Origin of the sequence: Rouxiella sp. Mn2063, assembly GCF_049319665.1 — a bacterium.
Lineage (GTDB): Bacteria > Pseudomonadota > Gammaproteobacteria > Enterobacterales > Enterobacteriaceae > JBMOUD01.
In genome coordinates this window covers 48,145-65,479 of sequence record NZ_JBMOUD010000011.1, presented here as the reverse complement: position 1 = coordinate 65,479, position 17,335 = coordinate 48,145, and the positions used below count along the sequence as shown (strand labels likewise).

20 protein-coding genes are annotated in these 17,335 nt (G+C 47.1%); 10 read left to right on the top strand and 10 right to left on the bottom strand.

The features are described 5' to 3' along the window. The first annotated feature begins 171 nt into the window (after positions 1-171). From coaBC to slmA, 3 genes are all read left to right on the top strand, one after another. Positions 172-1,377: a bifunctional phosphopantothenoylcysteine decarboxylase/phosphopantothenate--cysteine ligase CoaBC gene (gene coaBC / locus ACL9RG_RS16125; protein WP_422793646.1), complete on the top strand. Its 1,206-nt coding sequence runs from the start codon at positions 172-174 to the stop codon at positions 1,375-1,377. Then, positions 1,364-1,819, top strand: a complete 456-nt coding sequence (dut, locus tag ACL9RG_RS16120; protein WP_422793645.1) for a dUTP diphosphatase — start codon at positions 1,364-1,366, stop codon at positions 1,817-1,819. Before coaBC ends, dut begins: the two co-directional genes overlap by 14 nt. A 262-nt stretch (positions 1,820-2,081) precedes the next feature. Next, positions 2,082-2,678, top strand: a complete 597-nt coding sequence (gene slmA / locus ACL9RG_RS16115; RefSeq protein WP_422793644.1) for a nucleoid occlusion factor SlmA — start codon at positions 2,082-2,084, stop codon at positions 2,676-2,678. 111 nt (positions 2,679-2,789) lie between these two features. On the opposite strand, the gene pyrE is transcribed toward slmA, so the two are convergent. Both pyrE and rph read right to left on the bottom strand, forming a co-directional pair. After that, on the bottom strand, positions 2,790-3,431 hold the full coding sequence (pyrE, locus tag ACL9RG_RS16110; protein ID WP_422793643.1) for an orotate phosphoribosyltransferase: 642 nt from the start codon (positions 3,429-3,431) through the stop codon (positions 2,790-2,792). A gap of 100 nt (positions 3,432-3,531) precedes the next feature. Continuing rightward, positions 3,532-4,248 (bottom strand): ribonuclease PH, encoded by a 717-nt coding sequence (gene rph / locus ACL9RG_RS16105; protein WP_422793642.1) that lies wholly within the window; start codon positions 4,246-4,248, stop codon positions 3,532-3,534. A gap of 127 nt (positions 4,249-4,375) precedes the next feature. Between rph and ACL9RG_RS16100 the strand changes: the two genes are divergently transcribed. From ACL9RG_RS16100 to ACL9RG_RS16085, 4 genes are all read left to right on the top strand, one after another. Beyond that, complete coding sequence (locus tag ACL9RG_RS16100) at positions 4,376-5,239, top strand: YicC/YloC family endoribonuclease (RefSeq protein ID WP_422793641.1); 864 nt, start codon at positions 4,376-4,378, stop codon at positions 5,237-5,239. Positions 5,240-5,696: 457 nt separating this feature from the next. Next, positions 5,697-6,542, top strand: coding sequence for a YPO3983 family protein (locus ACL9RG_RS16095; RefSeq protein WP_422793640.1), 846 nt, complete (start codon positions 5,697-5,699; stop codon positions 6,540-6,542). After that, positions 6,532-7,005: a DUF943 family protein gene (locus tag ACL9RG_RS16090; RefSeq protein ID WP_422793639.1), complete on the top strand. Its 474-nt coding sequence runs from the start codon at positions 6,532-6,534 to the stop codon at positions 7,003-7,005. The genes ACL9RG_RS16095 and ACL9RG_RS16090 overlap by 11 nt, the downstream gene beginning before the upstream one ends. Positions 7,006-7,083: 78 nt before the next feature. Next, entirely contained in the window at positions 7,084-7,542 is a 459-nt protein-coding gene (locus ACL9RG_RS16085) for a DUF943 family protein (RefSeq protein ID WP_422793638.1), read from the top strand. Positions 7,543-7,757: 215 nt separating this feature from the next. On the opposite strand, the gene ACL9RG_RS16080 is transcribed toward ACL9RG_RS16085, so the two are convergent. Further along, entirely contained in the window at positions 7,758-8,288 is a 531-nt protein-coding gene (locus ACL9RG_RS16080) for an NAD(P)H-dependent oxidoreductase (RefSeq protein ID WP_422793710.1), read from the bottom strand. Positions 8,289-8,410: 122 nt separating this feature from the next. Between ACL9RG_RS16080 and ACL9RG_RS16075 the strand changes: the two genes are divergently transcribed. Next, positions 8,411-8,764 (top strand): winged helix-turn-helix transcriptional regulator, encoded by a 354-nt coding sequence (locus ACL9RG_RS16075; protein ID WP_422793637.1) that lies wholly within the window; start codon positions 8,411-8,413, stop codon positions 8,762-8,764. A gap of 233 nt (positions 8,765-8,997) precedes the next feature. Further along, positions 8,998-11,058, top strand: a complete 2,061-nt coding sequence (locus ACL9RG_RS16070) for an FUSC family protein (RefSeq protein WP_422793636.1) — start codon at positions 8,998-9,000, stop codon at positions 11,056-11,058. Between the two features lie 65 nt (positions 11,059-11,123). Here the strand turns inward: ACL9RG_RS16070 and ACL9RG_RS16065 are convergent, their stop codons facing one another. Next, positions 11,124-12,005 carry a LysR family transcriptional regulator gene (locus ACL9RG_RS16065; protein ID WP_422793635.1) on the bottom strand — a complete coding sequence of 294 codons (882 nt, stop codon included), beginning with the start codon at positions 12,003-12,005 and terminating at the stop codon, positions 11,124-11,126. 100 nt (positions 12,006-12,105) lie between these two features. Between ACL9RG_RS16065 and ACL9RG_RS16060 the strand changes: the two genes are divergently transcribed. Then, on the top strand, positions 12,106-12,732 hold the full coding sequence (locus tag ACL9RG_RS16060; RefSeq protein WP_422793634.1) for an NAD(P)H oxidoreductase: 627 nt from the start codon (positions 12,106-12,108) through the stop codon (positions 12,730-12,732). Positions 12,733-12,853: 121 nt separating this feature from the next. Here ACL9RG_RS16060 and ACL9RG_RS16055 read toward each other — a convergent pair whose 3' ends face one another. The 6 genes from ACL9RG_RS16055 to ACL9RG_RS16030 all read right to left on the bottom strand — a co-directional run bounded on the left by ACL9RG_RS16055 (position 12,854) and on the right by ACL9RG_RS16030 (position 17,335). Further along, positions 12,854-13,351: a GlcG/HbpS family heme-binding protein gene (locus ACL9RG_RS16055; protein ID WP_422793633.1), complete on the bottom strand. Its 498-nt coding sequence runs from the start codon at positions 13,349-13,351 to the stop codon at positions 12,854-12,856. A 19-nt stretch (positions 13,352-13,370) separates the two neighbouring features. Then, on the bottom strand, positions 13,371-13,769 hold the full coding sequence (locus ACL9RG_RS16050; protein ID WP_422793632.1) for a DoxX family protein: 399 nt from the start codon (positions 13,767-13,769) through the stop codon (positions 13,371-13,373). Positions 13,770-13,888: 119 nt separating this feature from the next. After that, positions 13,889-14,785, bottom strand: a complete 897-nt coding sequence (locus ACL9RG_RS16045; protein WP_422793631.1) for a LysR substrate-binding domain-containing protein — start codon at positions 14,783-14,785, stop codon at positions 13,889-13,891. A 67-nt stretch (positions 14,786-14,852) separates the two neighbouring features. Beyond that, positions 14,853-15,641, bottom strand: coding sequence for a metal ABC transporter permease (locus ACL9RG_RS16040; protein ID WP_422793630.1), 789 nt, complete (start codon positions 15,639-15,641; stop codon positions 14,853-14,855). Positions 15,642-15,643: 2 nt separating this feature from the next. Further along, a complete protein-coding gene (locus ACL9RG_RS16035; protein WP_422793629.1) occupies positions 15,644-16,507 on the bottom strand; it encodes a metal ABC transporter permease in 864 nt (287 codons plus the stop codon). A 6-nt stretch (positions 16,508-16,513) separates the two neighbouring features. Beyond that, positions 16,514-17,335: a metal ABC transporter ATP-binding protein gene (locus tag ACL9RG_RS16030; RefSeq protein ID WP_422793628.1), complete on the bottom strand. Its 822-nt coding sequence runs from the start codon at positions 17,333-17,335 to the stop codon at positions 16,514-16,516.

Here is a 17,335-nt window from a genome sequence, read left to right as displayed (position 1 = left end):
TCCATGTTCGATTATCCCACAGCCCCGGTGCATAAGGCTTACCCAAGATCCCTGATTGCGAGATATCTCGCAGAACTCTTTTATCCTGAGCAACTGTCGCAGCAGATAGCTGTCATAAATTCGCATTATGCTAAAATGTCGCTTCTTTAAGCTTTCAATCGGACAATGATGATGACGGGACTCTCCGGCAAACGTATCGTGCTCGGCGTAAGCGGCGGCATTGCTGCCTATAAAGCTCCTGAGTTGGTCAGGCGTTTACGCGACACTGGCGCAGAAGTGCGAGTAGTAATGACAGAAGCAGCCAAAGCCTTCATTACGCCACTCAGCTTACAAGCAGTTTCTGGCTACCCAGTGTCCGATTCCTTGCTTGACCCAGCGGCCGAAGCCGCAATGGGCCATATTGAATTAGGTAAATGGGCTGAGCTGGTCATCATTGCCCCGGCAACCGCAGATTTGCTGGCACGCATTAATGCCGGCATGGCTAATGATCTGCTGACTACCCTCTGTTTGGCGACATCCGCACCGGTGGCGGTGGTACCCGCAATGAATCAGCAAATGTATCGGGCGAAGATCACCCAAGAAAACTTACAGGCGCTTAGTGCACGTGGCACCTTAATCTGGGGACCGGATGAAGGTAGCCAGGCCTGTGGTGATATTGGTCCGGGACGAATGCTGGACCCAATGGTGATTGTTGGTATGGCGGCTGAGCATTTCTCACCACGCCTCGATCTGCAACACCTGAATATTATGGTTACCGCCGGGCCAACCCGCGAGCTATTAGACCCCGTTCGTTACATCAGCAACCATAGCTCAGGAAAAATGGGCTTTGCCATTGCGCAGGCGGCTGCAGCGCGTGGTGCTAAGGTTACGCTGGTTGCCGGACCGGTCAATCTGGCAACCCCTGCTCACGTTCATCGAATTGACGTCACTACCGCGCAAGAGATGCAAAGTGCGGTAATGGGTCTGGCAGGTCTACAACAAATTTTCATCTCTTGCGCTGCCGTCGCGGACTATCGCGCCGCCGAAATCGCCGAAACAAAAATAAAAAAACAGGGTGAAGAAATCACCATCAAGATGATAAAAAACCCTGATATTGTGGCGGAGGTTGCCGCGATGAAAGAACAGCGGCCTTATGTCGTCGGGTTTGCTGCCGAAACCCAGAATGTGGAAGAATACGCGCAGCAAAAACGAGCACGTAAGAATCTTGACCTGATTTGCGCGAATGATGTGTCAGGGCCGGAACAAGGTTTTAACAGTGATAACAATGCCTTGCATCTTTACTGGCAAGGTGGCGATAAAGCGCTCCCGCTTAGTGATAAGACACTTTTGGGTCAACGTTTATTAGATGAGATAGTCAGCCTTTATGAAAAAAATTGACATTAAAATCCTCGACCCGCGTATCGGTTCGACATTCCCTTTGCCTGCCTACGCCACGCCGGGTTCTGCAGGCCTTGATTTACGTGCATGCTTAGATGCTGCCGTTGAATTAAAACCAGGTGAAACGACGTTATTACCTACAGGCTTAGCTATCCATATCGGTGATGCCAATCTGGCGGCAGTTATCCTGCCACGCTCAGGATTGGGCCATAAACATGGCGTAGTATTAGGTAATTTGGTGGGACTTATCGATTCCGATTACCAAGGCCAGTTAATGGTGTCGGTCTGGAATCGTGGACAACAAACCTTCATGATCGAACCAGGCGAACGCATCGCACAGATGGTATTTGTGCCTGTGGTGCAGGCCGAATTCAATCTGGTTGAATCCTTCGAGAACAGCGAACGTGGCGAAGGTGGATTTGGTCACTCAGGACGCCAATAAGAACCTGTTCAACATCGCGAATTAATAAAGATGCCCAGGTGACGCCAAGGTGCAGACAGGCAGCAATTGAACACCGCCTCCTGTCACTCGCAGCACGATGGGTATAAATCATAATTTTGCAGGGGATTATGACGCGATATTGAACAGATCCTTAAGTATATCGCACCGCGACAGCAGGGTTTCATATAAGCCGCAATCTACGGGTGGTTATTGTCCGGTGTGTTGATGATTTAAGTCGTTTTTAGCAAGGGTCTATTCAGACATGGCAGAAAAAGAAAATACCAAAAGGAACCGGCGCGAGGAGATTTTGCAGGCATTAGCGCAAATGCTCCAATCCAGCGATGGCAGCCAACGTATTACGACGGCTAAACTCGCGGCCAATGTTGGCGTATCTGAAGCTGCACTTTACCGGCACTTTCCCAGTAAAACGCGGATGTTCGACAGCCTGATCGAGTTTATCGAAGATAGCCTCATCACCCGTATCAATCTGATTTTGCAGGACGAAAAGGAAACGCTAAATAGGCTTCGTCTCATTCTGCTGTTAATTTTAGGGTTCGCAGAACGCAATCCTGGATTAACCCGCATCATGACCGGGCACGCACTGATGTTTGAACAAGACCGCTTGCAAGGTCGTATTAACCAATTGTTTGAACGAATCGAAGTTCAGCTCAAGCAGGTGCTGCGTGAGAAAAAGATGCGTGAAGGCAGCGGTTACAGCGCGGACGAAACGCTGTTGGCAAGCCAGCTGCTGGCCTACTGTGAAGGAATGTTGTCGCGTTTTGTACGTTCAGAATTTAAATACCGACCAACGCAAGATTTCGATGCACGTTGGCCACTGATCGCCGCACAATTGCAGTAACTACCGCAAATCAGTCGGTAATTTCATGTCTGAAAGGGCCTTACGGCCCTTTTCTATTTTCAGGGCGCAAAAAATTTGCCCTGGGCATCCAGCAAACCCGTCAATAGGATATTAGACGCCGTATTCTTTCTGGTAAGCGCGAACCGCTGCCAAATGATCGGCCATCTCGGTTTTCTCTTCCAGATAAGCAATTAAATCCGCCAGCGTAATAATAGCGATCACATTGCAGTGATAATCACGCTCGACTTCCTGAATTGCCGAAATATCCGCACGCCCACGTTCTTGACGGTCAAGGGAGATTAATACGCCAGCCAGCGTGGCGTTGTTGGCATTAATAATTTCCATCGACTCACGGATTGCCGTCCCGGCGGTGATGACATCATCAACCAACATCACTTTGCCTTGCAGCGGGCTACCGACCAGCGTACCGCCTTCGCCGTGATCTTTCGCTTCTTTGCGATTAAAGCAATAAGGCACATCGCGATCGTGATGTTCCGCCAAGGCCACCGCCGTAGTGGTCGCAATAGGAATCCCTTTATAAGCCGGGCCAAACAGCAGATCAAAATCAATTTTAGAATCTACCAACGCTTCTGCATAGAAACGGCCCAATAATGCCAAATCACGCCCGGTATTAAACAGGCCAGCATTAAAGAAATAAGGGCTGATACGGCCAGATTTCAACGTAAACTCGCCGAACTTCAATACCTGCTTGTTCAGGGCGAACTCGATAAACTGGCGCTGGTAGGCTTTCATTGGGACATCTCCTCGTTGTGCTTTGTTCATTAAATCTGTCTGCCTGATATTGCAGACTTCAGGACATAAAAAAGGCGACTCATTGAGTCGCCTTAAAAAGTTATTCCGCCAGGACCGCTTTCTGCGCCTGGAAGATAGTGTCGATTCCCCCTCGAGCGAGGGCGAGTAGACTGAGTAATTCGTCGTGGCTGAACGGCTCGCCTTCAGCGGTGCCTTGCACCTCAATCATGCGGCCATCTTCCATCATCACCACATTCATATCGGTTTCAGCGGCGGAGTCTTCTACATACTCCAAATCGCACAGCGCTTCGCCATTGACGATACCCACAGAGACTGCGGCAACCAAGCCTTTCATCGGGTTGGCTTTCAGTTTGCCTGCGGCAACCAAGGCATTGAGCGCATCGGCCAGTGCCACACAAGCACCGGAGATAGACGCGGTACGGGTGCCACCATCGGCCTGCAACACGTCGCAGTCGAGGGTAATGGTAAACTCACCGAGCTTTTTCAAGTCAACCGCAGCACGCAAAGAACGTGCGATCAGGCGTTGGATCTCCAGAGTACGACCGCCCTGTTTGCCTTTAGCGGCTTCACGCGCGTTACGACTGTGAGTAGCGCGTGGCAACATGCCATATTCGGCAGTGATCCAGCCTTGGCCCTGACCTTTCAGAAAACGCGGAACCCCTTCTTCAACGGTGGCGGTGCAAAGCACTTTGGTATCACCAAATTCAACCAGGACGGAACCTTCAGCGTGTTTCGTGTAATTTCTGGTGAAAGTCAGTGGACGAACTTGTTGTGCATTTCTACCTGCTGGGCGCATAGGATGGTTCTCCGGCTCGCAATTCATGATTGGCTGCGCATTCTACAGACTTCGTGAGGTAATGCCTATCATGACAGGTTGCCCACGGCTATAATCTCTCCATCTTTACATTAACAGGTACGCAGACATGATCCGTAGTATGACCGCTTATGCACGACGCGAAATCAAAGGTAACTGGGGTAGCGCAGCGTGGGAACTCCGCTCCGTTAACCAACGTTATCTCGAAACCTATATTCGTCTGCCAGAGCAGTTCCGTAGCCTGGAGCCCGTGATCCGCGAGCGCATTCGCGCCCGTCTGACCCGCGGCAAAGTAGAATGTAACCTGCGTTTCGAGCTCGACCCAAGCGCACAAGGCACCCTGCAACTTAACGAAAAACTGGCTAAGCAGCTGGTTGAATCGGCTAAATGGGTCAAGATGCAAAGCGACGAAGGCGAGATCAATCCGCTGGACGTCCTACGCTGGCCGGGCGTGATGGTTGCCGAAGAGCAAGATTTAGATGCGATTAGCACCGAACTGCTGCAAGCATTAGAAACCGCCTTAGATGATTTCATCAGCGCTCGCGAAAGCGAAGGTGCCGCGTTAAAAACGCTGATCGAACAGCGTTTAGAAGGCGTCAGCGCCGAAGTCATCAAAGTGCGGGCGCAAATGCCTAACATCCTGCTGTGGCAGCGCGAACGTCTGGTCAGCAAGTTAGAAGACGCACAAGTTCAGCTCGAAAACAACCGTCTGGAGCAAGAGCTAGTATTAATGGCCCAGCGCGTTGACGTCGCCGAAGAGCTGGACCGTCTGGAAGCGCACGTTAAAGAAACGCATAAAATCATGAAAAAGGACGAAGCCGTTGGCCGCCGTCTGGACTTTATGATGCAAGAGTTCAACCGCGAATCAAACACCCTCGCCTCCAAATCCATCAATGCCGACGTCACTACGTCTGCCATTGAGTTGAAGGTGTTGATCGAGCAGATGCGCGAGCAGATTCAGAATATCGAGTAATTAATTACGCTCATAAACACAGAAGCCCGCGCTGCGGGCTTCTTCTTCATACCCAATGCTCAAAATATCATTACCCATCACTAGATTTATTAATTCCGGTCTTGATATAAAATGTAACCCTTGTGTTACGTTCTAGAACGAACACATGGCTATATTTTTATTAACAATTGCGTGAGCTATTTTTTCAGATAAACGCCCAATAATACCAACTAATGCCATTTAGTGTTTATCATGTTCTACCTATTATTTATTGAAATAATTAACCTTATTCTATAAATAGAGAGAAAAAACTTATTACAAGAACCTGGCAATAAACTCGTCATTCACAACTCACTGCTAACGCCATCTATTTGACAGGGTTTACCGGGAGGCCGATGATATCCTCGCTAAAGGTGGCGCATTGGAGTGCTGCCATAATAAAACCTCTAACGGACAACGGCACAAGGAATGTATCACGATGTCAGCACTACAGTTCCCTTGCACGATATTCAAAACAAAAAGATGGATGGATGATCATGGCGCGGATGATATGCACTGCGGTGATTTGTCTGAAACTCAATTAAAAACGCAATTTAATCTCTTTGATGTCTCCAACAGAGCGAATCCTTATACGCTGACTAAAATCACGCCGTTTAACCAACCACAATCTGCCTTCTACGACTCTCGCGAAGAAGGACAAAAAATTACCCGCCAACAATGCGCCAATATCTTGTTTGATGAATTTCGGCATCTTTCACAAACATTCGCGGTTTATAGCCCATATAAACACCTTATTGGCGAGATGATCACCCATATGCAGAATAGTAAAGGCTCAGATTTTTTCAGTCTTCAGCTGAATGCTGCACTGAGAGAGCAAATTCTGAATGACTGTTCGGTAGAAAATAGTACACGAATGCTTTTAAAAGGAGCCTTAGATAAATATATAGACTGGGAAAATAGTATTTATCCAGCCAAAGAGTCTGTCAGGTTAACTAAAGCTGTATTGGGCGGAAAACTACCAAAGTTCGACAGGTTTCAGGATAATTTTAACGGGATGGGCATCACTGTTCACGATACCTGGGCGACACATATCACGATAAAATCACTACAGATTGATGGGAACCGCTATCGTGCAGTAGTACATTACAAAGTACAAGATCACTTTGGTCTGGACGATGGTGATATCTCAAAGTTTAAATTTAACTCGTTCCGTTTTTTCCGTATATGGTTTTTACTCCAACGATACGATCAGTTTGGTTTCAATCCCTTTATGACCAATATAGAAACCACAATAGAAATTATAGGAGGAGTGAGTGAAAGATAAAAATAAAAAATCCATCATAATAATATTGGTATTATTCTGTTCTTCTATTAGTTTTTTAATTTTGTTTTTTCAGTTACCTGTTGAAATCATCGATGTTCATAATGATGGTAACTACAGTTCTGTTTTAGTGAAAAATTTTCCGCTCACTGATAAGGGAAAGATAAAATGGTGGCTAAAAAATCAAGATAGCCTAAAAAGGCGCTACAGCATCCCCAAACCTGCTTCCTATGGGAGTTTTACTATTATTTTTTGGGATTTCAGCAACGGATATAAAGAAGATAACAAGTATGACATGTTCTGTTTTGAAGATATGAACACTAAGAAAAACTGCATTGAGAAAAAAACTTTATTTAAAGTCACACGGAATAAATTCGACGAGAAAAGCATATTATTTATCACCTATGAAGGTCGGTATAAATTGAAGGATAACGGCGACATAGTTAAAGTAAAACGCGAGGAATAAAGTTAACTCATTCTGAATTTCCTTTTTACAACAATACAACCATATGGAAACATATAGTAGAAATTACTGAGAGACGTAATGAAAATTAAAAGTAAAAAAATCCCCTCAGCACTTTATCTGGTTAGCTTTCTTCTATTCATTTATCTATCATGGTTATCACTACGCCCAGTAGAAATTGTTGCCGTTCATCAAGATGGTGAATTTAGTGATGTTTTAGTAAAAAACTTCCCATTCACTAATCGAGGAAAAATTAACTGGTGGCTAAAAAATCAAGATATCTTGAAAGAAAAGTATCATATCCCTAATCCTGGAGACAATGGTTTTTTTTCTGTCACATTCTGGCTATTTGGCGATGGTTACAAAAAAGAAGGCAAGTATGATAGGCGATGCTTCGAAGATATGAACACTCCGATAAACTGCATTGATAAAAATAAAGTTTTCTCTATAGATAAAAGCAGAAATATGGGGATTTCATTTTCTACTGGCGATCAGACATACCGTATGAAGGAAAATGGCAAGATTGTTAAATATAATTAGTTCTGCTATATAGCCTGGTGTGTAGACATTATCTAGCTTAAATATTAATGATTAAAGATATTTAATTTATTACCCCATAATAAAAAAGCCACAATACTCCGTGGCTTTCACATTATCAACATTGTCTAAAAATAGAATGGCAAAGCATATGAGCGATCGTTAGTTCGATTGCACACTCACAGAAATAATTGATGTATTTTATAAAAAATTACTGACTAAAAGGATTGCAGATAATCAATATATCCTTTAGCGCTACGCTCTAATTCTTCTTCAGACACTTCAAACTCAGCGCCGTATAAAGAATAGAATGGCAAATAATTTGCACCTACATACTTCATCGTTACCTCGAAAGGCAGAAGTATTTCTTGTAGCGTGTGATGGTAACGTCCATCGCGGGTGAAGTCTTCTTCCTTAATACCCGCGCTTACGGCTAATCCAATTTTACGATCTTTAAGCTTATATCCACTGTTAGAGCCGTATGCCCAGCCATAGGTAAACACATCATCCAGCCATTTCTTGAGCAATGGAGGACAGTTGAACCAATATAGAGGGAATTGCAAAATAATACTGTCATGTTGCTCAATTAGCTTCTGTTCTTTCTCTACATCAATAACACCATCGATATAAGTCTGGTGAAGATAATGAACAGTGTACAAATCCGGGTGTTTTTCCACTTCATTAACCCAACGTTTATTCACGACTGAGTCATTCAAGTTTGGATGAATCACAATAATGAGCGTCTTCAAATAATATCTCCATTTATTAGACTGAACCATTCAGCGTCTCTTTGATGTTTGCATCATAGGCAGCTTTATTTTAAAGTACAATACTGTCATTTTTGATACATACTATAATAAAGGATAGTGTAATGAGCTTAGAAACGGTTGAAGTCCCCTGCGAGCTTATGGCAGAAACGGGGTTTGCCTATACGCTTTCGCTGGTCAGCGGAAAATATAAAATGATTATTCTCTATTCATTGTCAGGAGCCAGACCCATCCTGAGGTTCAATGAGCTCAAACGCCATATCGAGACTATTTCATTTAGAACGCTGAGCCTGACGCTCAAAGAGCTGGAAAGCGACGGTTTAATTATCAGAAACGAGTACCCACAAATCCCACCAAAGGTGGAATATAGTCTCTCGAAGAGAGGGCAGTCGCTGATCCCGGTTTTAGATATGATGTGCGAATGGGGCAACGTTCATCGTGATGATGAATCCAGGTAGCAAAACACAGCACATAAAATCTGTCCGTAGAAATCAAAGCTGCACACTATAAAATAGTAAAAATAAATAAAATCAAATAGTTAATTATTAATTTAATTACAAAATTCTCCGGCATCACGCAATTACTTAGCGCGGTAATAAATTGTATAAAATTTAAAATGCTGGCTTTATTGGCTTCAGATATCATGGAGGGATAACGATAAAATGCAGTACTTATGAGTTAGCTTCCACGTATGAAATGGTTATCAAAAAGCGCCGTGTTGTTTTCGGTGAAAACCTGTTTTGCCGCATTTATTGCACTATACATTGCGTTGGCTCTAAATTTAGATAAGCCCGCTTGGTCAATAACCTCCGTTTTTATTGCCTCTCAGTTATATTCTGCTTCCACACTCTCTAAATCGGTGTTCCGTTTACTCGGTACGATGTTGGGTGGGCTGTTTATTCTGCTGATTTATCCCGCGACTGTGCAGCACCCGTTGTTGTTCAGCCTATGTGTCTCTGCCTGGGTTGCGGTGTGTTTATACCTTTCGCTGCACGACCGCACACCAAAAAGCTATGTCTTTATGCTGGCCGGTTACAGCGCCGCAATTATGGGATTCCCCGACGTAACCTCACCGCTTTCTATCACTTATACGGTGTTATCACGTATTGAGGAGATTGGTGTGGCGATTGTTTGTAGCAGCATAGTGCACAGCCTGATTTTGCCGGTTTCCATGAGTAATATCCTGGAAAAAAGCATCACCAATTGGTACGACAGCGCCAAGAAACTCTGTAACGCGCTGCTCACCGCTCCGACGCCGGATAAGTCACCCGATCACGAAAATATTCTCATTCAGATGGCAGGGTATCCCGTCAGTGTCGAAGTACTGATCACCCACTGTATTTTTGAAGGTAATGCTGCACGTAAGCTGATTCGCCTGGTCACGGTGCAATATCAGCATTTGTCTTATCTAATCCCCACGCTCACCTCAATTGAGATGCGCCTGAATATGTTGGCGGAGCGGCAAATCGCGTTCCCGGAAAACGTACAGGAAACCTTCCGTCGTTTTTTACTTTGGCTCAATGACAGCGATAAAGGCGACGATACCAGCGCGATCCAACAAGATATCGCCCAGACACAAACCGAGCTACAGCAGGCTTATCAGAACAACGAGATGAATGTGGAAGATAGTTTGCTGCTCAATGGCCTGCTGGATAGATTGGGGGATTTTGTCAGAATTGCCGATGCGCACTTTAGCGTGGGCAAACACGTCGATAACTTTGAAGAAAGCAAAGCTAAGCGCTCCACGGCTCATTGGCATATCGATAAAGGCATGCTGCTGCTCTCGTCATTTACCGCGTTTTTGGTGACGTTCCTCTGCTGCTTATTCTGGATTGGGTCCGGCTGGAAAGACGGAGCAACCGCGCCGATGATGGCTGCAATACTCTGTTCTTTCTTTGCGGCAATGGACAACCCAATGGCACCGATGAAGGTGTTTTTAAAAGGCGTGGTGGTCGCCACTGCGATCAGTATCCTTTATGCCTCCATGCTCATACCGCTTACTACCACATTTGAAGCTCTGCTAATTTGCCTCTTCCCCGGCTTATTTGCACTAGGCATAGTTATCGCCAATCCGGCGACCAATTTGCTTGGTTTAATCATTGCGACTCAAATACCGGGTTTGATCGGCCTAAGCCATGACTTTAGACCCGATCCGCTGGCAACGTTAAACGGCGCTATCTCCAGCATGGTCGGCGTAGTGATTGGCGTGGTGGTGACAGCGATTATTCGCAGCAAGCGCCCGTCATGGACCGCGAAACGTGCGTTGCTTAAGGGGATAAAAGAGCTGATTCAATTCCTGGCTGAAATCAAACTGCATAGCGCCTCTCTCAACTCGCGCCAACGATTTGTGGCGAGAATGCTCGATAAGGTTAATGTGATTTTACCAAGGAAAAAACTCGACCCAACGGCAGAATTGACCTCAGGCGGAGATTTGATCACCGAAGTGTGGCTTGGCGCGAACTATTACGATTTTCATATGAAGAATCAGGAATTACTGGCCGGGCACATTACCGCCACTGACCGCATATTCTATGAATTAAAGCGCTATCTGAAAGCACGCTTAAAATCGTTGCAAGCCTCGCCTCACCCGAAACTACTGAGCGAAATAGACCACTTGCTGATCACGCTTGAAACGCTCTCGACAAAAGACGCCCGGTATTACGCACCGATGTTATCACTGTTCAATATTCGTCTGGTGCTGTTCTCGCGCTCGCACTGGCCGAGTTTGATTCGCGTTGAGACGGATATGTAAGTTTGCACGCCCGAAGTATCACCAGCCCTGTCGAGAGTATCCTCGGCGGGGCTGAGCTGCCTCAATCACTGCCTAATAAACGCTAAAAACGATTTCAATCCATAAGGCATATATTGCCGGTTCGGGTAGTACAAATGAAATCCCGGTCTTTCCGGTAGCCAGGCGTCCAAAACAGAAATCAGCCGCCCTTCTTTGATATGCTGCTCAACCTGTTCATAGATCAAATAGCCTATTCCCGCACCTTGCAATACTGCATCTAATTCTAAATCGAGGTCATCTACGGTGATATTACCGTCTGTTGACACTTCCAGCTTGTTGCCATCACGCTCAAATTCCCAGTGATAGGCTCTTCCGCTAGGAAAGCGAAATACCACGCATTGATGATCGACCAGCTCATTAGGGTGGTCAGGCAGTGCATATTTCTCAAAATATGCTGGGGTTGCCACCACGGCAAAACGCACCGGTGGGCCAATCGGCGTGGCAATCATGTCCTTTTCGACAATATCTTTTAATCGGATGCCGGCATCAAAACCATGTTTAACGATATCGGTTAGCCTGTCGTCGGTGGTGATCTCCACTTTGATATCGGGATAGCAGCGAATAAATTCAGTCACCAAAGGCATGAGAAATAAACGTGCCGCCTGCTGTGCAGCATTAATCCGCAATGTGCCAACCGGCAAATCACGAAAACGATTAAGGTCATCAATAGTCAGAGAGATATTTTCAAACGCCGGACTTAACCTGTCATACAAACTTTGTCCGGCTTCGGTCAGCGATACGCTGCGAGTCGTTCTATTCAATAAGCGTATTTTTAGCCGCTGTTCGAGTTGTTTCATTGAGTGGCTGACCGCCGAAGGGGAAACGCCTAACGCATCGCCTGCCGCCCGAAACCCTTGATGCTTAGCAACGGCCACAAAGGTCGCAAAGTCAGAAAAATTTAGCTTCATTAGTGAATATTACTCATCAACCCATCCCATTATTGTGCGTTTATAACACAATCCCGCTTGGGTAAAGTACCGTCATCATCAATACCCAACGGGATAAAGCATGAAAAGTAACCTAACCGATACAGCAAAAACATCCGGAAAAACCTACATCATCTGGGCGCATCCGCGCGCCGATTCATTAACTGCACAAGTGGTTGATGCCCTGAAAAAACAAGCAGCCAGTCAAAAAATGGACGTCGCCGAACTCGACTTATACCGTACCGGATTTGATCCTTCATTAGGCACAGAGGATGAACCGGACTGGCAGAATCCAAATAAAATCTACAGTGAAGAAGTGAGAACGCTGTTTGCAGAACTGGCGGACGTAGACAACATCATCGTCGTGTTCCCACTGTGGTGGTATTCAATGCCAGCCATCTTGAAGGGGTATTTTGATCGAGTGTGGAATTACGGCCTCGCGTATGGCAGAGGGCAACGTATCCCTGCGCGTTCAATACGTTGGATTTCACTAGTTGGCGGTGCGCAGGACAAGTTTGAGACACAATCTAAAGATGCATACATGAATGATTTATTAACAAGTATGGCTTTATACGGCGGTATAGAAGACTCCAAGGTTGAATATCTCTACAACACTATTGGCGTTGAAGAGGATATTCAAAACCCAGGCGAACACCATAAGCAGTTAATAGAACAAGCTAAAAAAGTAGTTGTTTCTTTAGCTCAGTAATAGTTTCAGTAAAGCAGCCGCAGGCTTAAACCGTAATAAAAAATCCCCAGTGACTCGCATAAACATCATTGGGGCTCAACACTTAACATGCGAGTGAGTTACCAAGTCGACCAACGTTCCACTATCTAACCGCTGCGTTTAGCGCAGCAGTCAATGCCGTTGCACCAGCCTGTGCGGCGGCCTCGTCAATATCGGATGCTGACCCGGCAACCCCCAACGCGCCAATGATATGCCCTTGCAACACAATGGGTATGCCGCCTTCAATGGGCACCGCCTTTGGCAAACTAAGATAGGAAACCCGCCCACTCGTGACCTGCTGTTCAATAAGCTGGGTCGCGATACCATAACGCGCAGCAGTCTGCGCTTTACCAATAGCAGCATCCATCATTCCCGGTGCCACGCCTTCAGGCCGCTCGGCATAAAGCAAGTTGCCGCCATCATCAACTACGCTGACGGCAAACTGATGCCCCTGTAGTTTCCCTTTTGTATTCACTGACGCGACGGAGTTTTTCACGATATCTAATGGCAGTACCGGTTTATTCGCGAGCGACGCCGCAAAAGCATTCGTTACCACTCCTGTGCTCAATATAAAAAGTGAGCAGGCAAAAATAGATTTCATCTTTATTCCTCTTTATATTTTAGCGACAGGTTTTCACGGCAAATATTTCTTTATCACTTAATGCCAGTACTAATAAGCCAATAATCCATAATGCAGGGAACTCCCAACCGCCATTAGGGTTGTTAAAGAAAAAACCAGCGGGGCCGTGCACATTAATAATTGTGCCTAACAGATCGGGGATCATCAGTAGTGCAATAGGTCTGGCCCAAACACCGAGCAACAGCGCAACGGCACCGACGATTTCCCAGGCAATAACCACATAGGCGAGATCGCCGGGCAGTCCGAGACTGGTGAAATATTTCACCGTTCCTTCCGGAGTAAAAACAAATAATTTTTCGCCCATATGGATAAGAAATAATAAGCCCATTGTTAAGCGTAAAATTAATGTCGCATACGGCGTAGTATCATATTTCAACATAATATATCCCCATCAAGTTTCAGTGAGGATTACCATAAATGATTTATAGCGAAATGATTACCCAGCCAAATTGCATATAATTCTTACCAAAATGGTAAAAATAACGCCGAGCTGAACGGCTATTCCCGATAGGGGTGTTCTTGATAATGTTGGACCAGAAAATCGATCAGCGTACGTACCTTACCCGCCAACGCTCGTGCTGGCGGATAGACAATATAAATCCCCACGGTCGAGATTTCTGTAGGTAACACGGTGATCAGCTCTCCTTTATACAGCTCCTCTTGTGCGATAAAACTCGGAATCCTGGTGATCCCAAGTCCCGCTTTCGCTGCCGTCAGACAGGCTCCCGCGTCAGAAAAGCTAAGATAACCGGCGATAGTTACCGTTTCCTGTTTGCCTGTGCTGTTAAATACCCAGTTAAACGGGTCGCGGAAATTGGTATCCACAATACAGCGATGCGCCAGCAAATCTTGTGGCGTTTCAGGCGTGCCTTGTGCGGCTAAATAAGTGGGAGTTGCCAGACATAGAATGCGAGATTGACACAGTTTGCGAGCAATCATACTGCTATCGGGTAAATTGCCAATGCGCACCGCCAAATCGTAGCCTTCATCAACCAACTGCACCATACGGTCAGAAAAGTTAACATCCAGATGAATGTCTGGGTATTGATGGGCGAATTGAGTTAACAGAGGAGTAAGTTGCGTTGCCCCAAAAGAGATCGGTGCAGACAGGCGCACACGGCCAGAAGGTGTCATCGCACTATCACGGATGGCAACATCCAGCGAATCAAGTTCTTCGAGCACTAACTTAATTCTTTCGTAATAAGCCTTTCCCACATCAGTTGGAAAGAGCGCGCGAGTCGTGCGTTTGAAAAGCTGCGCGTTGAGATAGCTTTCCAGCCGGCTTATCAACCGCGAAGCCTGAGCTGGGCTGGTTTCTCGCCGCTCTGCTGCCTTGGCAAAACTGCCAAGCTCATAAACCGCAACAAACATGCGGTCGTACTCCAAACGCTCCATTTTGACTCCGGCTATCGTTCAGCACACAAACTATGATTACTCTAGCACAGAGCCTCCGGTGATTTTTCTAGCGTGTGATAAAACGACGTCGTAATCGCTCAGTACCGTAAAACAGTGCGCCAAATCCACCAACAAAGAAGCCAACCGGCCAGTTGGTTTCATAAGACAAGGCGATGGCGAGCCACACGGTAATTAACGAGATAGCCACCGATAACAGCACCGCGGGAACAGGACGTGAAGTGAGCGAACGCGCGACCGCCGCTGGGCCAACCATTAAGCTAAACACCAACAATGCCCCGACAATCGGCAATGAAATAGCGGTGGCTAGCGCCAAAATCGCCAGAAACCACACTTCCATTTTGCGAGCAGAGATACCTTTAACTTCGGCCAACTCCGGCGAAACCGAACTGATTAACAGCGGTGAGAAGAGCTTAATAGTCACAGCAATCACCACAATACCAATCGCGCCAATTAGCCAGACATCCGTCGAGCTTACGCCCAAGACTTCCCCGAAAAGTAATGCGTATACCTGCTGGGAATATTGACTGCTCATGCTTAAAAAGAGCGTGCCCAGACTTAATAGCATCACCAGACATAGCGCGGTAGCCACCGCGTGGCGGCCATTTTTCGATAGTTGGCTAATGCCAAATACGCCAATCCCGGCAAAAGCTATCAGGCCAATAAAGGAATTGAAGCCCAACAAACTGGCGAGCGCCGCACCGGGAAAAGTACCGAGCGGCAACGCGTGTGCGGCGAAAGACGCGCCGCGCAATACGATGAAAAACCCGACAAACCCGGCAATGATGGCAACCAACGTCACTACAATCCAGGTATTGGTCATAAAACTGGAAAACATGGTTAATTCGCCTTAACGGTTTTAAGGTGCGTGCTCAGCAGGTAGCCAATGAAAATCAGCCCGACAATAAAGAAGCTCACCGGCCAGCCGTGCCCCGGCGTCCAGTAATAGCTGTCATAAGCCAGTAGAATGCCGCCCCAGGTCGCCACCAGCCCAATAATCACCGCCAACAAAATGGCCATCGCCGGGCGTTTAACCAGTCGCAATGCCGTGGCGGCCGGACCAATCAGCAAGGCGGTAGATAACACCGCACCGACGGTCATCGATGACAGCGCCACCGACAACCCCAGCACCACCAGATAGAGCAGGCCAACGGCTCGGGTATTAACTCCGCGGATTTGCGCCAGCTCCACGTCGAGAGAGCTGAGTAACAAAGGACGATAAAGAATGGCGGTAGCGACCAGCGCGCCTAATCCCACCAGCAACGCCAGCGGAATAATCGAAGCCGGGATAGCGAACATCGAGCCAAACATCACCGTAATGGCCGCGCCGGTAGTGCTGTGCGTCGTGACGTCAAAATATAAAAACAGCGCCGACAGGCCAAGCCCCGCGCCTAACACTATCCCCGTGACCAGATCACGCTCACGGGCGCGACGCATATCCACCAGCTCCATCCCCACTGACGCCAGTAACGCCATGCCAAGTAAACCTATCAGTGGGTTAATACCCAGGAGAAAAGCGAGCGCACTACCCGCACTACTGACATCTGCCAATGCATGACCGGCAAATGCCTGACCACGGATCACGGTGAATACACCAACAACGCCGGAGACAATGGCCGCGCCACCGCCAATAATCAATGCGGTTTGTACCGGCTGGCTGGAGAAAAAACCCGGCTCAAAAATAGCGGTAAGGAGAGAGTTCATCAGGATTTATACATTTGCAGAGTTTTCTACACAGTAGTGTGTGGTTGGCAACGCGCTGTTTGCCGCAATCACCAAGACGCGATCCAGTACGTGAACCACTTCAATATGATGACCGTATAATTCGCTGAGCACGTCGCTGCGCACTACATCGCTGGTCTGGCCGCTGGCCGCTCGCCCGTTGGCTAAATAAACAATGCTGTCCATCGACGACAGCAGCGGGTTCATATCGTGGGCAGAAAGCAGGATCGATACCTGATGCGAGACACAAAGGTGGCGCAACAGCGCCACAATTTCCGACACGCTGCGCATGTCCAGATTAGCCAACGGCTCATCAAGCAATAACAAGCGAGGACGACGAATCAACGCGTGCGCGATTAGCACTCGCTGCTGCTGACCGCCGGAAAGATCGCCGAGTCGTTGATCGGCAAAGCTTTCCGCGCCCACTTCTTTGAGCATCTCATCGACCTGTTGTTTGACTTTCTTCGAGGTAAAGCCAAACCCCAGACGATGACCATTTAGCCCCAAAGTCACCAGATCTCTGGCGCGCAGCGGCATCTCTGCATCAAACAAGATTTTCTGCGGCACATAGCCAACCGAGCCTAAGCCGCACTTGCCGGTCAGCCCGGCAATGCTCACGCTACCTTGGCTGGCGCTTTGAAAACCGAGAATAGTCCGTAATAGCGTGGTTTTACCTGAGCCGTTAGAGCCAATTAGCCCGCAGAACTCTCCGGGCTTGAGGCTAAAACTTACCTGTTGCAGCACCTGTTTGGCGGCAAAAGAAACGCTAACGTTATTAACGGCTAAGACATCGTCGTACTCACTTGCCAT

Excerpts from the sequence above, each read along its gene's own strand:
- coaBC (WP_422793646.1), top strand. The coding sequence starts at position 172 with ATGACGGGACTCTCCGGCAAACGTATCGTGCTCGGCGTAAGCGGCGGC.
- dut (WP_422793645.1), top strand. The coding sequence starts at position 1,364 with ATGAAAAAAATTGACATTAAAATCCTCGACCCGCGTATCGGTTCGACA.
- slmA (WP_422793644.1), top strand. The coding sequence starts at position 2,082 with ATGGCAGAAAAAGAAAATACCAAAAGGAACCGGCGCGAGGAGATTTTG.
- pyrE (WP_422793643.1), bottom strand. The coding sequence starts at position 3,431 with ATGAAAGCCTACCAGCGCCAGTTTATCGAGTTCGCCCTGAACAAGCAG.
- rph (WP_422793642.1), bottom strand. The coding sequence starts at position 4,248 with ATGCGCCCAGCAGGTAGAAATGCACAACAAGTTCGTCCACTGACTTTC.
- ACL9RG_RS16100 (WP_422793641.1), top strand. The coding sequence starts at position 4,376 with ATGATCCGTAGTATGACCGCTTATGCACGACGCGAAATCAAAGGTAAC.
- ACL9RG_RS16095 (WP_422793640.1), top strand. The coding sequence starts at position 5,697 with ATGTCAGCACTACAGTTCCCTTGCACGATATTCAAAACAAAAAGATGG.
- ACL9RG_RS16085 (WP_422793638.1), top strand. The coding sequence starts at position 7,084 with ATGAAAATTAAAAGTAAAAAAATCCCCTCAGCACTTTATCTGGTTAGC.
- ACL9RG_RS16075 (WP_422793637.1), top strand. The coding sequence starts at position 8,411 with ATGAGCTTAGAAACGGTTGAAGTCCCCTGCGAGCTTATGGCAGAAACG.
- ACL9RG_RS16070 (WP_422793636.1), top strand. The coding sequence starts at position 8,998 with ATGAAATGGTTATCAAAAAGCGCCGTGTTGTTTTCGGTGAAAACCTGT.
- ACL9RG_RS16065 (WP_422793635.1), bottom strand. The coding sequence starts at position 12,005 with ATGAAGCTAAATTTTTCTGACTTTGCGACCTTTGTGGCCGTTGCTAAG.
- ACL9RG_RS16060 (WP_422793634.1), top strand. The coding sequence starts at position 12,106 with ATGAAAAGTAACCTAACCGATACAGCAAAAACATCCGGAAAAACCTAC.
- ACL9RG_RS16055 (WP_422793633.1), bottom strand. The coding sequence starts at position 13,351 with ATGAAATCTATTTTTGCCTGCTCACTTTTTATATTGAGCACAGGAGTG.
- ACL9RG_RS16050 (WP_422793632.1), bottom strand. The coding sequence starts at position 13,769 with ATGTTGAAATATGATACTACGCCGTATGCGACATTAATTTTACGCTTA.
- ACL9RG_RS16045 (WP_422793631.1), bottom strand. The coding sequence starts at position 14,785 with ATGGAGCGTTTGGAGTACGACCGCATGTTTGTTGCGGTTTATGAGCTT.
- ACL9RG_RS16040 (WP_422793630.1), bottom strand. The coding sequence starts at position 15,641 with ATGTTTTCCAGTTTTATGACCAATACCTGGATTGTAGTGACGTTGGTT.
- ACL9RG_RS16035 (WP_422793629.1), bottom strand. The coding sequence starts at position 16,507 with ATGAACTCTCTCCTTACCGCTATTTTTGAGCCGGGTTTTTTCTCCAGC.
- ACL9RG_RS16030 (WP_422793628.1), bottom strand. The coding sequence starts at position 17,335 with ATGGCAAGTGAGTACGACGATGTCTTAGCCGTTAATAACGTTAGCGTT.